The sequence below is a fragment of the Bosea sp. 124 genome, assembly GCF_003046175.1.
Lineage (GTDB): Bacteria > Pseudomonadota > Alphaproteobacteria > Rhizobiales > Beijerinckiaceae > Allobosea.
Genome location: NZ_PZZM01000001.1, coordinates 3101636 through 3116422, shown reverse-complemented (window position 1 = coordinate 3116422; position 14787 = coordinate 3101636). Strand labels below are relative to the sequence as shown.

The 14787-nt window shown below is 67.7% G+C and carries 11 protein-coding genes; all 11 read left to right on the top strand.

Annotated elements, in window-relative coordinates:
• The first annotated feature begins 18 nt into the window (after nucleotides 1–18).
• The 11 genes from C8D03_RS14745 (at nucleotide 19) to galE (ending at nucleotide 14764) form a co-directional block, all read left to right on the top strand.
• Complete coding sequence (locus C8D03_RS14745; protein ID WP_146170176.1) at nucleotides 19–2310, top strand: glycosyltransferase family 2 protein; 2292 nt, start codon at nucleotides 19–21, stop codon at nucleotides 2308–2310.
• Nucleotides 2307–3140: a class I SAM-dependent methyltransferase gene (locus tag C8D03_RS14740; protein WP_108047218.1), complete on the top strand. Its 834-nt coding sequence runs from the start codon at nucleotides 2307–2309 to the stop codon at nucleotides 3138–3140. Before C8D03_RS14745 ends, C8D03_RS14740 begins: the two co-directional genes overlap by 4 nt.
• On the top strand, nucleotides 3137–4390 hold the full coding sequence (locus C8D03_RS14735; RefSeq protein ID WP_108047216.1) for a glycosyltransferase family 4 protein: 1254 nt from the start codon (nucleotides 3137–3139) through the stop codon (nucleotides 4388–4390). The genes C8D03_RS14740 and C8D03_RS14735 overlap by 4 nt, the downstream gene beginning before the upstream one ends.
• Complete coding sequence (locus tag C8D03_RS14730) at nucleotides 4387–5139, top strand: hypothetical protein (protein ID WP_108047214.1); 753 nt, start codon at nucleotides 4387–4389, stop codon at nucleotides 5137–5139. Before C8D03_RS14735 ends, C8D03_RS14730 begins: the two co-directional genes overlap by 4 nt.
• A 4-nt stretch (nucleotides 5140–5143) precedes the next feature.
• Complete coding sequence (locus C8D03_RS14725) at nucleotides 5144–7327, top strand: glycosyltransferase family 2 protein (protein WP_108047212.1); 2184 nt, start codon at nucleotides 5144–5146, stop codon at nucleotides 7325–7327.
• Complete coding sequence (locus tag C8D03_RS14720; protein WP_248308475.1) at nucleotides 7327–8634, top strand: glycosyltransferase family 4 protein; 1308 nt, start codon at nucleotides 7327–7329, stop codon at nucleotides 8632–8634. Before C8D03_RS14725 ends, C8D03_RS14720 begins: the two co-directional genes overlap by 1 nt.
• 33 nt (nucleotides 8635–8667) lie before the next feature.
• Nucleotides 8668–9846 (top strand): polysaccharide pyruvyl transferase family protein, encoded by a 1179-nt coding sequence (locus C8D03_RS14715; protein ID WP_108047207.1) that lies wholly within the window; start codon nucleotides 8668–8670, stop codon nucleotides 9844–9846.
• Nucleotides 9843–11024, top strand: coding sequence for a hypothetical protein (locus tag C8D03_RS14710; RefSeq protein WP_108047205.1), 1182 nt, complete (start codon nucleotides 9843–9845; stop codon nucleotides 11022–11024). Before C8D03_RS14715 ends, C8D03_RS14710 begins: the two co-directional genes overlap by 4 nt.
• The gene (locus C8D03_RS14705; protein ID WP_108047203.1) at nucleotides 11021–12481 is read left to right on the top strand and encodes a polysaccharide pyruvyl transferase family protein; all 1461 of its coding nucleotides are present in this window, start codon (nucleotides 11021–11023) and stop codon (nucleotides 12479–12481) included. The genes C8D03_RS14710 and C8D03_RS14705 overlap by 4 nt, the downstream gene beginning before the upstream one ends.
• A 138-nt stretch (nucleotides 12482–12619) precedes the next feature.
• Nucleotides 12620–13654: a GSCFA domain-containing protein gene (locus C8D03_RS14700; RefSeq protein ID WP_108047201.1), complete on the top strand. Its 1035-nt coding sequence runs from the start codon at nucleotides 12620–12622 to the stop codon at nucleotides 13652–13654.
• Nucleotides 13655–13765: 111 nt separating this feature from the next.
• On the top strand, nucleotides 13766–14764 hold the full coding sequence (gene galE, locus C8D03_RS14695; protein WP_108047199.1) for a UDP-glucose 4-epimerase GalE: 999 nt from the start codon (nucleotides 13766–13768) through the stop codon (nucleotides 14762–14764).
• Nucleotides 14765–14787: the final 23 nt, after the last annotated feature.

The following is a 14787-nucleotide window of genomic DNA, read 5'->3' as shown; positions in this document are numbered from 1 at the left end:
GCAGCAGGGTCGTCTTTCATGCTCTCACAAGCGCCCGCCCCCGTGGCGGACTCATGCCCGACGCATCTCGAGCTGCACCGGCTCGGCGGCTCGGTCTTCCTGCTCTGCTGGACGCGCGAGGTCTCGCCTTTCGGCAAGCCGGCGATCGCGCTCTCCGGCCATGGCAGGCGGCTCCCTTCGGCTTCGCTCACGCTCGGGCTGCGGGATGGGCGCGAGCGGCTCGCGGTGGCGTTCCGCCACAACGGCCATGACGGCATCGTCGCCACGCTGTCCGACCAGGGCCCGCAGGGCGACGTCACCGCGACCTTCGATCCGACATTGGTCCATGGCCTGGCCGAGCCCGGGGAGATCCTGCGTGACCTGACCGCGAAGGCCAAGATTTCGCTCGCCGGCGCGCTCTCCGGCCCCTGGCCCGCATTGTTTGGCCTCACGGCGACAGCGCAGTATCTCTCGTTCCTGCGCCAGTTCCTTCTCGTTCTCTTCCCGAAGACCGCGCCGGCCATGCCTGTCGCCACGCTGGTCGAGGGCAACCTCCTGTTCGAGACTGCGTTGCAGTCCGATTTCGGCGCGCTTCGCGCCGCCGCGCGGCTGGACGGCGCCGGGCTCGCCCGGGTCGACCTGCGCTCGCGGCTGGGCTCAGCCGACCGCAAGGGGCGGCACGAGTTTCACTTCGTGCTGGACGAGCCGCCGGCCCGTGGCGGCGGCCTGCTGATCCTGCAGGGCGAGGGCGGGCTCGTCGTCAGGGCCCTGCCCCCGCGGCCGCCTGCGCAATCGCTGGCGCGCTGGTGGGCGGGCAAGGCGGCGAGTCGCGACGGCCTGCGCAATTGGCTCGTCGAGCAGCTCGCCGGCCTCTCGGAACAAGGCCGGCTTCTTGCGATTGAGATGCAAAGGCGTTTGCCACTTGCCGTCCAGAGCGTGCATCGCAATGACGATCTGCCGGCGGCCGAGCTCGATCTCGCGGTCTGCAACAAGGCAGGCCTGCTGATCGGCGGCTGGCTGCGCGATCCGGACGGGCTGCTCGACGAGATCCTGCTGCATGGCGGCGAGCGTGCACCGATACCCCTGCTTGGCCACCTCCGGCGCTTTGCGGCGCGGCTGCCCGCAGGACCGGACGGAGCGGCGCGGCCGGCGACCGGCTTCGCCGCCTTCGCAGCGCATTACGCGAAGGGAGCACCCGTCCTGCAGCCGCGCTGCGAGGTGAGGCTGAAATCCGGCACCACGCTCGTTCTGCGCCCGCCGGTCCAGCCGGCCGATCCCGCAGCCATCAGGGCAAGGGCGCTCTCGGCCATCCCACCGCAGTTCCTCACGGCCGAGGCGCTGGAGACGACGCTCGCGCCACTTCTGGCGGCCTGCCAGGAGGAGCTGCATGAGAGCCTGCCCGAGCCACATATCCGGGGTTTCGGCGGCCAGATCGCGGCGCCGGCCGTCTCGGTCGTGATTCCGCTCTACCGGGTCTATGAATTCCTGCGGGTGCAGGTCGCAGCCTTCGCCGGCGACCCCTGGTTCGTGGGCAAGGCCGAGCTGATCTATGTGCTCGACTCGCCCGAGCATGAGGCTGAGGTCGCGCATCTGCTCGGCGGGCTGCATCTCGCTTACGGCCTGCCCATGCAGCTCGTCGTCATGGGGCGCAACGGCGGCTTCTCGGCGGCCTGCAATGCAGGCGCCAGGGTGGCGCGCAGCCCCGTCCTGGCGTTGGTGAACTCGGACGTGATCCCGGCCGCCAATGGCTGGCTGCCGATGCTGGTCGAGAAGCTCAGCCCGCGTGACCGGATCGGGATCGTCGGCCCGAAGCTGCTCTATGACGACGGTTCGCTGCAGCATGCGGGGCTCTACTTCAAGCGCGACAGCAAGGGCACCTGGCTCAACCATCATTACTTCAAGGGCATGCCCGCGGGCTATGCGCCGGCCAATGTCGAACGGCCCGTGCCGGGCGTGACGGGGGCGTGCATCGTGATGTTGCGGGAGCTGTTCCGCGATGTCGGCGGCTTCGACCACGGCTACATCATCGGCGACTACGAGGACAGCGACCTCTGCCTGAAGGTCCGCCGTGCCGGCTACGGCATCGTCTATGTGCCGCGCGTCGCGCTCTATCATCTCGAGCGGCAGTCCATTTCGAAGAGCGGCGACTACATGCGCGGCGTCGCCTCCCAGCACAATGCCTGGCTGCACACGAGGCGCTGGGACGCACAGATCGACGCGCTGATGGGCGCGGTCGACGGCACGATGGCAAAGCCCGCCCCGCGCCAGCCGGCGCCGCGAGGAAACGATCTCATCCCCCGCGTCAATCTCAGGAGAGCGACAGCAGCATGACGGCGATCACAGCCCTGAGACAGATCGCGCCCGGCCAGGCGTCACCGGCCGGCATCAGTGGGCCCGAGCTCGACTACCTGATGGCCTCGGTTCAGACCAACCGCTTCCTGCCGCATCCCCCGCCGGGCAGCATCTTCGTCGGTGATGGCGATTATCGCGCCATCGGCGCGGAATTCCTCGGCCACTACATCCGCCTGGGGCGGCTGCGCCCGCATGAACGCATCCTCGATATCGGCTGTGGCATCGGCCGCATGGCGGTGCCGCTGACGCAATACCTCGATCCTGAACGCGGCAGCTATGACGGCGTCGATCCCGTCATGGAAGGCATCCTGTGGTGCGCCCAGACGATTACGCCGGCCTATCCGCGTTTCCGCTTCCAGCGGCTGGACATCGCGCATCCGCTCTACAATCCGCAGGGCTCGCTGCCGGGCACCGAGGTACAGTTCGGCTTCGCCAATGGCAGCTTCGACTTCATCACGATGGTCTCCGTCGCGACGCATCTGCCGCCCGAGGAACTCGTCGTCTATCTGAACGAGGCCTCGCGGCTGCTGGCGCCCGGCGGGCGGCTGTTCCTGACGGCCTTCGCGATCGACGGCCAGAGCACCGGCCAGGAACGGCTCAAGTTCAAGCGCTGGCAGGATGGGCCGGGCTGGTATGCGATCGAGGAGGCGCCGCTCGCCGCGGCCGGCATCGATGCAGACTGCCTGCTCGATGCGACAGCTCATGCCGGCCTGGTCGCCGAAGGCCTGCGCCGCGGCCATTGGCGGGGCACCAGCGCAGCGCACTACCAGGATCTGCTGATCGCGACGAAGCCGGGAGGCGGGCAATGACGCGCCGCATCCTCGTCGTTGCCCATAACCATCCCGATCTGCATCCCGGCGGGACGGAAATTTTCGCCCATGATCTCACCCAGGCCTATCGCGAGCAGGGCTGCGAGGTGCTGTTCCTTGGGGCGACCAATGCGATTCATCGCCAGCCGCATCCCGGAACGGCCTTCCAGGCCACCGGTGAGGAGGGCGACCTGTTGCTCTGGAGTGGTCATTTCGACCGCTTCCATCTCAGCCAGATCGACCACTATGGCACGTTGCAGGACCTCGCGACGCTGCTGACCGAGTTCAGGCCGGATGTGATCCACGTCCACCACCTCGTGCTGATCGGCGCGGAATTCCTGGCGCTGGCCCGGCGGCTGCTGCCGCAGGCCGCAATCGTGATGACGCTGCACGACTACTATCCGATCTGCCACCATGACGGGCTGATGGTGCGGCCGACCGACAAGCAGCGCTGTACCGGCGCCTCGCCGACCTCGTGCCATGGCTGCTTCCCCGAGATCGGCTCCGACCGCTTCCTGCTGCGCGAGCGCTTTCTGAAGACGCATCTGGCCGCCGTTGACCGTTTCGTCGCACCCAGCCGCTTTCTGCGCCAACGCTACATCGAGTGGGGCCTGTCCGCCGAAAAGATCGGGATCATCGCCAATGCGCGGCCGGCGCGGGAGATCGTGGCACACCGCGAGACCCGGGGGCGTCGCGGCAATTTCGGCTATTTCGGCAATCTCAACCCCTGGAAAGGCGTGCTGCCGCTGCTCCAGGCGGCGCGGCTGCTCGCGGCACAAGGCGACACCGGCTTCACGCTGCGCATCCACGGCGGCGCCCCCTTCCAGAGCGAGAGCTTCACCACGGCGCTTGGCCAGGCGTTTGCGGACACCGGCAGCGTGGTCACGCATTGCGGGCCTTATCGCCGCGAGGATGTGCCGGCGCTGATGGCCGAGATCGACTGGGTCGTGATGCCGTCCGTCTGGTGGGAAAACGCCCCGCTCGTCATCCAGGAGGCCTTCCAGCATCGCCGCCCGCTGATCGTCAGCGGCATCGGCGGCATGGCGGAAATGGTGCGCGACGGCGTCGACGGACTCCATGTCCGGCCGGGCGATCCGGCCGACCTCGCCCGCGCCATGCGGCGCGGTCTCGACGAGGACGACCTCTGGCCGCAGCTGGTCGACGGCATCGCCGAACAACCGGCACTCGCGGACTGCGCCGCCCGGCATCTCGCTCTCTTCGACGATATCAGACTTCCGGTGGCTGCATGACGGTGATCCCGAACCGCGACGACACGATCCGCTTGCCGAATGTCACGCCGGCCCGACTCAACGGCCGCGTCGACGCACTCGACGGCAACCGGCTGCATGGCTGGATCTGGGACGAGGCCCGGCCGGAGGAGCATCTCATGGTCAGGGTCCTGCGCGACGGCGCCCTGATCCAGGAGACCAAGGCGGATCAGAGCCGCATCGATCTGCGGCGCAACGGCATCGGAGACGGCCGGCACGCCTTCTCGATGGAGCTCGACGATGCCGTCGTCGCCGCCCGGGACGCCCTGACCATCGTCGGCGTCTCGCAGGCGACCGGGGGCGAGCTGGAGCTGCGGCTGCCCCCGCCGGCCGAACTGGCTGCGGAAGCGGCGATCGCCGTGCCGCTGGCGCGCTTCTTCGATCGGGTCGAGGCGCTGATGGCGCTCAACCGGCGCACGCAGCTCGCTCAGAAGGAGCTCGGCGAGAAGCTGGACCGGATCGCCCTGCAGCTCGATGAAGGACGACCGCCCGCCCGCGATGCCGGGGCGGATGCGGCCGCGGAAGGACAGATCGGCCAGCGCCTCGCGGAGCTCGACGTCTTCCAGCTCCGTTTCGATGCCACGCTGAGCAGCTTCGACGAGCGCTTGACCGCCATCCGCAAGGAGGCTCGTGCCCCGCTGCGACAGGTGACGATCATCCTCGGCTTCCTGTCGGGTCTGGCGGCCGCGATGTCCTTCGTCACGCTCGCCGTGCTTCTGGTCCGCAGGTGACGTGATGAACGAAGTGATCATCCCCGAAAGAACACGCATCAGCCCGGCACCGACGGTGACCTGGACGCCGCTCGGCGAGAACGCGATCCTCATCATGGGCGCCTGCGACGCGATCCCCGGCAAGGTCCCGGTCGCGGTCGACGGCAATCCGCGCAATCGCGTCGAGACGATGGCCCTGACCTGGCGCCGGCCGCAGGCCGAGCCCTCTGCCGCGGTCGGTTTCATCTGCCTGGCGCCGGCGCCGTCGCCGGATCGGCCGGGATCCGGAGCGATCCTGCTCGGCCGGCCGGGGCGGCCGTTGCGCCTCATCCTGACGCCGAAGCCGCTCGCATTGCCGGCCTTCCTCGACACGCTGGCCGAAGAGGCGGGGCAGGCCTTCCCGACCGTCGTCGACGGGCTGCTGGAGGTGCTGCTGGCGGGCAAGTCCAATCCCCGGCGGCTGCGCGCGGTCGGGCTCCTGCTGCAATCGGTCGCCAAGCCCGGCGGCTTCATCGAGGTGATGGGCGCGCTCGACGACAGCGTCTTTCTGCAAGGCTGGACCTCGAATTTCGCGGCAGGACGCACGAAGCTGCTGATCGCCCATGGCGGGCTCTCGCCGGCCGTGCTGGAAGCCGGCACCTTCGAGCGCGACGACCTCGGCGACGGCGCGCGCGGCTTCTTCGGCCTGCTCGAGGACTGCCCCGTCCGCCATCCCGGCGAGATCGAGCGGCTGTATTTCCGCGGCAATGACGGCTGGCGGGCGCTCGAGGTCTATGAACGCCATGTGCTGCTGGAGCCGATCACGGTTCCGGGCCATCTGCGCGACGGATTGCAGAACGGTATTGCGCCGCAGACCACGACCGAGAAACTGCGGCGCGCCTCGCAGCGTTTCGACGGGCGCGACACGGTGTGCCTGCTGGATGTGCCGGTGCGCGCCGGCATCGACGACGCGACCGTCATCGAGGATGCCGGCGTCCTGATCATCGGCTGGCTGTTCGACCCGGAGCGCAAGGTCAAGGCGGTTACCCTGCGCAGCGGCTCGCAATCCTGCACCGTCGATCGCCTGTGGACGCGGGTGCAGCGGCCCGATGTCACGGCCGCCTTCATGGAAGACCCGCGCTTCGGGCCGGCGCTGGCCGCGCGACGCAACAGCCACGGCTTCATCGTCTTCGCACCGAAGTTGATCCCGGAGCCGGGCCAGCCGCTCTACCTCGAATTCGAGATCGACGGTTCCGGGCCGGCCTTCCTGCCGCTCGACCCCGGCCGTGGCCAGGCGCGGCGGACTCTGGAGCGAATCTTCGGTCTGCTCGATCCACGCTCCTCGACGGCGAGCATCGTGGTCGAGCGGCAGGTCGCGCCGGCCCTGCAGGCAGCCGAGATCGCGTCGCCACGCGCGGTCGAAGCCATCGACAGCGGCGCTTTCGATCCCGAGGCGCAGCTCGGCCTCGTGATCGGGCTCGACCACCGGCATCGCGAGCTTTCGGCCTTGTTCGCACTGCTGGCCATCGACCCTGAGATCCGTCCGTTGCCGATTGTGATCGCGGCACCGGCCGAGAGCTTCGACCGCACCGGCGCGGATGCCAGGCGTCTGGCACGCTTCTACGGGCTCAGCGTCCGGCTCGTCATCGTCGAGGGCGTCGAGGATGCCTGTGACGCGCTCGAGGCCGGCGTCCGCGCCTGCCGCTTCCAGACGGTGGCGCTGCTCTCCGGAGCCGCCCAGATCCGGATGCCGGGATGGCTCGGGCGGCTGGAACGGGCTTATCGCGGGCGCGGCGGGCAATGCGTGGCGAGCCCGACCCTGCTCTTCGAGGACAATTCGATCCGCTGGGCCGGTGCCTGGCTCGAGGGTGAGGGCGTCGATCGGCGCGTCGTCAACCGCTTCGTCGGCTATCCGCTCGAGGCGATCGGCAATCTCGGTCCGATGGAGGTCGCGGCGGGCGCCAGCGAATGCTGCGTCCTGTCCCGCGCAGCCTTCCTCGAGGTCGGCGGCTTCGCGCGCAACTACTTCACCACCGCCGAGAAGGGGCTCGATCTCTGCCTCAAGCTCAGGATGAGCGGGGCGCCCTCGCTCTGGGTCCCGGAGGTCGAGGTCTATGTCGTCGACGATGCCGAAATGCAGCGCCCGCATGTCGGCGCACTGGCCCAGCTTGCCGACCGCACCAGTTTCGACCGCCGCTGGGCGCTCGCCATTTCCAACATGAGAGGATGATGATGCGCGTACTCGTGGTGTCCCATGCGCACCCGTCGCTATCGCTTGGCGGGGCGGAGATCGCTTCCTACAATCTCCATAAGGGGCTTCAGGCCAGCGAGGGCGTCGAGACCCATTATCTCGCCCGCACCGGCGCGCCGACGCCGCGCCATGCGAGCACGGCACTGATGAGCCTGCGTCAGCGCGGCGGCGAACTGCTTTACTACGCCGAGGACTACGATCACTTCCTGATCTCGAACCGGGCGACCGAGGAGATCGAGCGCGATTTCGTTCGGGTGCTGCGCGATCTGAAGCCCGACGTCGTGCATTTCCATCACTTCATCGGGCTTGGGCTCGAATGCCTGTTCGCGGCGCGCGACACCCTGCCCGATGCGCTGATCGTCGTGACCTTCCACGAATATCTCAGCATCTGCCACCATCACGGCCAGATGGTGAAAACCGGCGCGTTCAAGCTCTGCTACCGGGCTTCGCCGACCGACTGCAACGCCTGTTTCCCGGATATCTCGCCGGCCCGCTTCCTGGCGCGCGAGACCTTCATCAAGGGCATTCTCGGCCTCGCCGACCATTTCATCTCGCCTAGCCATTTCCTGGCGGATCGCTACAAGGAATGGGGGCTGGCGGAGGACCGCTTCTCGGTGATCGAGAACGGCATCGATGTCGCGGCAGCCGCGCCGCCGCGCCCGTTGCCGGGCCCCGAGGCGCGACGCTCGCGCTTCGCCTATTTCGGCCAGCTGACGCCCTACAAGGGCGCCGATGTGTTGATCGACGCCGTGACGCGCATCCCCGATGCGGTCTGGGGCGATGACGCGATCCTGCTGGTCTATGGCGGCAATCTCGAGCGCCAGCCGCAGGCCTATCAGGACAAGTTCGCCAAGCTCGTCGAGAGCGCAGGCCGGCGCGTGCGCTTCTGCGGCCCCTTCCAGAACCACGAGATGCCGAACCTGATGCGCTCCATCGACTGGGTGGTGATGCCATCCGTCTGGTGGGAGAATTCGCCGATCGTGATCCAGGAGGCCTTTTTCCATGGCAGGCCGCTCCTCTCCAGCAATCTCGGCGGCATGGCCGAGAAGATCACCGATGAGGTCGATGGCCTGCATTTCCGCGCCGGCAGCCCGGAGGACCTCGTCGACTGCATGACCCGGGCTCTGAGCGAGCCCGATCTCTGGTCAAGGCTGCGCGGCGGCATCACCCGGCCGCTGAACCATGTCGACTCCGCCGCCACCCATGTCGCGCTCTACCAGCGCCTCATCGCCAAGCGAGGCGTGCCGATGCCGGAAAGCCGCGCGGCGACGCCGATGATCGCCTGACGTCGGGAAAACAAAAAAGGGGAGAAGACAATCATGGCCCGCATCCTCGTCATCAGCCCGTCAGGGGAGGTCTACGACCACGACAATGTGCGCTGGTACGACTATGCCAATCTCGCCGCGCATATCGACCACTATCACAACATCGGAGATGCCTTCGTCTTCGATTCCTCGCTCAAGCTGCTGAACTTCGAGAGGCTCGACGAACTGCCGATCGCGCAGGTCGATTCCGCCGCGATCGACCGCGCCAACGCCGAATACGACTACGTCTTCCTGCGCGGCTCGAACTATGTGCACGCCGAGATGGAGTGGGGGCAGGCGCCGGAAGTGCTGCGCCGGCTGAAGATTCCGGTGATCGCCTTCGGCATCGGGGCCCAGGCGCCGGTCAGCGGCCGGCTCGAGCTGAGCCAGGACACGAAGACGGTGCTGCGGCTGATCGCGGATTCGACCGCCTCCGTCGGCGTGCGCGGCGCCTATTCGGCCGATGTGCTCGCCGGCCTCGGCATCCGCAACGTCCGCATCATCGGCTGCCCGACGGCGTTTCGCGCCAATGATCCCGAGCTTGCGATCCGGCTGCCGGCGCTCGACCAGGTCAGGACCGCGGGCGTGACGCTGCGGCGCGAGGTCTCCACCACCTATGCGCGGGACATCCAGCGCTACCTCACCTTCCATCGCGACCTCGTCAAGGCGATGGCGGGACGCTTCGACGTGACGCTGATGGCGCAGGGCGAGGTCGAGGAGAAGAAGCTCGCGCTCGGAACCGCCGCTCAGAAGGAGGAGGCGATGGCCGCGCTGCGCGAGAACGGCTGGGCCAGCGAATGGTATCTCGATGACGAGATGGAGCGGCTCTACCGCAGCCGGATGTTCTACTCCGACGTCGTCGCGGACTATGAGCAGCTCGTGCGCCGGCTCGACCTCGTGCTCGGCTACCGACTGCACGGCAATCTGATGGCACTCGCCAATGGTACGCCGTCGATCTACTTCACCTATGACAGCCGCACGGTCGAATTCGCCGAGACCTTCAAGATTCCGAGCTTCGACGTCTTCTCGGGCCAGGCGTTCCGGCTGGAGGAGCATTGGGACCAGGCGCGCTTCGACCGCTTCAACACCGCCCATGGCCAGGTCTATGCGGCGATGCGCGATTTCCTCGCCGAGAACCGGGTCGACAACAAGATGATCCGGCGTCCGGCCACGCCGGAGCGCAAGGTCGCATGATGCGCTGCCGCACATCCTTGCCGGGTCTACTCGCGGCGCTGCTGGTGTCGGCCGCGTCGCCAGCGGCTCCGCAGACGCCGGCCTATCGCGTCGAGATCGCGCCCGAAGCCCGTGAGGAGACGGTCTTCGACTGGTCCAGCCAGCGCTGCGAGCAGTGGCATGTTCCCGATGCGCCCTTGCGGGCCTATCGGGACGACCGCAACGAGGTCGTCGCCTTTGCGAGTCATCACCGCAGCCGCGCGATGACCGGCAGCGGTCTGGAACAGCTCGCGACCTCCTGCGCAGTCTCCTTCGAGGGCAGGCATAGCGCGGACCCGAGCGCCTACAGCGATTTCAGCTGGATCGGCGCGACGTGGACCGGCAACGGCCGCGACGTCGTCGCGCTGATGCATGACGAGTATCACGCCAACGAGCACCCGGGCGCCTGCCGCTTCAAGGAGGTCATGCGCTGCTGGTACAATGTCGTCACGGTGGCGCGCTCCGGCGATGGCGGTCGCAGCTTCAGCTCCACCCAGCCGCCATCGCTGGTCGCCGCCCCCGCCTTCCGGCAGGAGGTCGGCCAGGGGCGGCATCGCGGCTTCTTCAACCCCTCCAACATCGTCGCGCAGGACGGGGCCTGGTACACGCTGATCGCGACCACAGGCGGCGAGGGCCAGAAGCCCGGCGTCTGCCTGTTCCGGACGACGCAGATCGAGAATCCATCGTCATGGCGAGCCTATGACGGGACAGATTTCTCGCTGCGTGCGGTCGATCCCTACCGCGAGGACACAGCCCGGGCGAAGCCCTGCCAGCCGCTGAAGGAACTGCCGACGACCGTGGGCTCGGTGACGCGGCACGAGGCCAGCGGGCTCTGGCTCGCGATCTTCCACCTCGGCCCCGATCCGGCGCAGGGCGCCGTCGGTGGCCGCATCGCCTATAGCTGGTCACGCGATCTGCTGGCCTGGACGCCGCTGCGGACGCTGACCACGCATCCGACGATGTGGAGCAAGGATTGCGCGGACCGGGCACGCTACGCCTATGGGGCGATCGCCGACCCGGCCTCGACCTCGCGCAATTTCGAGACGACGGGCGATGAAGCCTTCCTGTTCATGACGAAGATGCGGATCTCCGACTGCGAGGTCGGGCCTCAGCGTGACCTCGTCCGGATCAGGGTCCGGATCGTGAAGGAGACACCATGAACGCACCAGTCCGCGATCTCGCTACCGCCGCTACGATGGCGCAGGCCATGAAGATCATGCGCGCGACGACCACCGAGGTCGTCGTCTCGGTCACCCGCCCGGCGGGCGGCGACTGGCCGGCATTACGCCTGCTGCTCGATGGCCAGGACTACGCCACGATCCGTCCCGCAGCGCTGCTTCGCGGCGATGCGACCGTGGCCGAACTGACCATCCCGCTGCCCGGCCTGCCCGACGGGCGCCCGCATGCGGTCGCCATCGCGGATGCCGCGACCGGCCTGCTCGCGCCGGGCTCGAATCTGCGGCCCGTTGCGCCCACGAAAGCGCTTCGGGCGCTGGTGATCTATCCGGCGGGCGAGGTCTACGACCACGACAAGGTGCGCTGGTATCGCGCGCCGATGGAGAAGCTGCTCTCCGACTATTTCAACATCGGCGACATGATCGTCTACGACTCGACGCTGAAGCTCCTGCGCTACGCGCATCTGGAGCCGATGAAGATCATGAATCCGACCGAGGCCGACATCGAGCGCTACGCCAGCGAGTTCGACTACGTCTTCGTGCGCGGCTCGAATTTCATCCACGAGAAGATGGAGTGGTTCCGCGCCATCGAGGTGCTGGAGCGCGTCAAGCTCCCGGTCTATGCGATCGGCGTCGGTGCGCAGGCCAGCCAGAACCGCGCCATCGACCTGCCAGAGGGCTCGAAACGCTTCTGGCAGATCGTGGGGGACCGCTGCGCCGCAATCGGGGTGCGCGGGGCCTTCAGCGCCGAGACGCTGCGCCGCAACGGCGTCGGCAATGTCGAGGTCGTCGGCTGCCCGTCGATCTTCCGGACACGCCAGCGCGATCTCGCCATCAAGGTTCCCGACCAGCGTGAGATCCGCAAGGTCGCCTTCAGCCTGCGCCGCGAATTCGACTCGAGCTACACCGCCAATCCGGAGACCTATATCCGCAACCAGCGCCAGGCGCTGCTCAAGGTCGACAGCCAGAGCGAGATGGTGATGTCCTCGCATGGCGAGCAGGAGGAGAAGGCCTTCTTTCTGCGCGACGACGCGGCCAAGGCCAAGGCGGTCGCCGAGTTCGTCCATAGCGGCTGGTGGGACGGGCCGGACGACGCCCGCATGCGCGACATCTATGAGCGCCGGCTTTTCAGCTTCTTCGATGTCGAGCGCTATGACGAATTCGCCCGCGGGATCGACCTCGCGGTCGGCTACCGTGTCCATGGCGTGCTGCCGGCGGTGGCGCATGGCGTGCCCGGCGTCCTCGTCGCCTATGACACACGCAGCCAGGAGCTGGCCGAAACGCTGAAGATCCCGGTCGTGCCGGAAGCGGCGCTGGCCGAGGGCGGCTGGCGCGCCGTCTACCAGGAAACGGCCCTGAACGCCCTCGCGAAGTCCTATGCCCAATCCTACGACCGCATGCGCGGCTTCCTCGACAAGAACGGCATCCCGCACCGGATGTGACGCGACCATGCCGCCGGGCCGCGAGCACGCATGACGGTGCCCGGACGCCGAAAGGCGACGAGCCCGCCCGAGGTTTCCGGCTCCGTTTCGAAAGGGACCGCGGCACACCGCCGGCGGCCATAGCGCCAGGAGAGACCGATGAGGATCGAATACGACGCAGGCACCGCGCTCTCGATCATGCGCGCCAATCCCGTGCGCGGCTGGATGTCTGGCAAGGCCGATCGCATGGCCAAAGACCGGCTGACGACGGGCGGCTTCCTCGAGGTCGATCACCACCCGAAATTCCAGATCGACCCGTCCTGGCCGATCTTCACGATGGGATCGTGCTTCGCCCGCGAGGTCGAGAACGTGCTGATGATGCGCGGCCTCTCGCTCGTCACCAAGGGGCACGGCGTACCGGCCGAGCATTTCGAGACCTGGAACGCCACGACCGGGCGCGGCGGCGGCGCCGCCGGTGGCGAATTGAGCCGGGGCGCGCTGAACAAATACTCGGTGCGCTCGATGACGCATGAACTCAGGCGCGTGCTGCTCGACGAGACATATCCGAACGACGGCCTGATCGAACTCGCCGCAGACCAGTGGTTCGATCCGCACGCCAGCGGCCTGCGTCTGCTCGACCGCGAGACCGCCTTCGCCAATCGTCAGCGCCTGACGGCCGCGACCGCGACGATCCGGCAGGCCCGCATCTGCTTCTTCACCCTGGGCCTGACCGAGACCTGGCTTGATTCCGAGACCGGCCTCGCGATGAATGCCCATCCCGGGCCGGCCTGGCTGGCGCGCATGCCGGAGCGCTTCCGCTTCGTCGACTACGGCTACGATGCGACGCTCGCCGACATGCTGGAGATCATGACGATGATCCGCGCGCATTGCCACCCGGAGATGCGCTTCATCGTCACCGTTTCGCCGGTGCCGCTCGGCGCGACCTTCAAGGATACCGACGTCATCGTCGCCAATAGCGGCTCGAAATCGGTCCTGCGCGCGGTCGCGGAGGAACTCTACCGGCGCTTCGATTTCGTCGATTACTTCCCGAGCTACGAGATCGTGCTCAACTCGCCGCGCCCGCTCGCCTTCGAGGAAGACCAGCTCCACGTCGCCCGCGACATGGTGGCAGCGGTCATGAGCACGTTCGAGCGAAGCTATTTCCGCGAGGCCGCGCAGACGAAGGCGGCCTGAAGGGCACTGCTTCGATCTGATCGGCCGGGTCGATCCGGGAACGATGCCGCGCGCAACGGGCGCACGGCCGGGGCGAATCTGCGTAAACGCAAGCTTCAACAAGGGTCTGTGATGGCGATTTTGGTTTCGGGTGGCGCGGGTTACATCGGCAGCCACATGGTGCTTGAACTTCTGGACCGTGGCGAGAGCGTGGTGGTTCTGGACAATCTTTCGACCGGGTTCTGGTGGGCTGTTCCGAAGGAGGCGGTTCTGATCCAGGGCGACATCGGCGACCAGGCGCTGGTCGAACGCATCATCGCCGAGCACGCCATCACCGAGATCGCGCATTTCGCCGCCCGGATCGTGGTTCCGGAATCGGTTGCCGACCCGCTCGGCTATTATCTCAACAACACGGTCAAGACCCGCAGCCTGCTGGAGAGCGCCGTGCGCGGCGGCGTCAAGCGCATCATCTTCTCCTCGACCGCGGCGGTCTATGGCGAGCCCGCGGTCAGCCCGGTGCCGGAGGAGATCGCGCTCGAGCCGATCAACCCCTATGGCCGCTCCAAGCTGATGAGCGAGTGGATGCTCTCCGACGTCGCCCGCGCCCATGGCCTGAACTTCGTCGTGCTGCGCTACTTCAACGTCGCCGGCGCCGATCCCAAGGGCCGCTCCGGCCAGTCCTCGCCCCACGCCACCCATCTGATCAAGGTCGCCGGCCAGGCCGCGCTCGGCCAGCGCGCCGCGCTGGAGGTCTTCGGCACCGACTATCCGACGCCCGACGGCACCGGCATCCGCGACTACATCCACGTCACCGACCTCGCCCGCGCCCATCTGGCCGCCCTCGACCATCTCCGCGCCGACGGCGCCAGCCTGACCCTGAACTGCGGCTATGGCCGCGGCTATTCCGTCAACGAGGTCGTCGCCATGGTGAAGAAGGTCTCCGGCGTCGACTTCCCGGTGGTCTATTCCGGCCGCCGCGCCGGAGACCCGGCCGCCCTCGTCGCCAGGGCAGACCGCATCCGCGCCGAACTCGCCTGGCAGCCCCAGCATGACGACCTCGAACAGATCGTCCAGCAGGCCCTCGACTGGGAGGACAAGCTGAAATCCCGCGACATCAGGCTGGCTTCCTGAGCGCAGGGCCTCGCTGCCGGCGC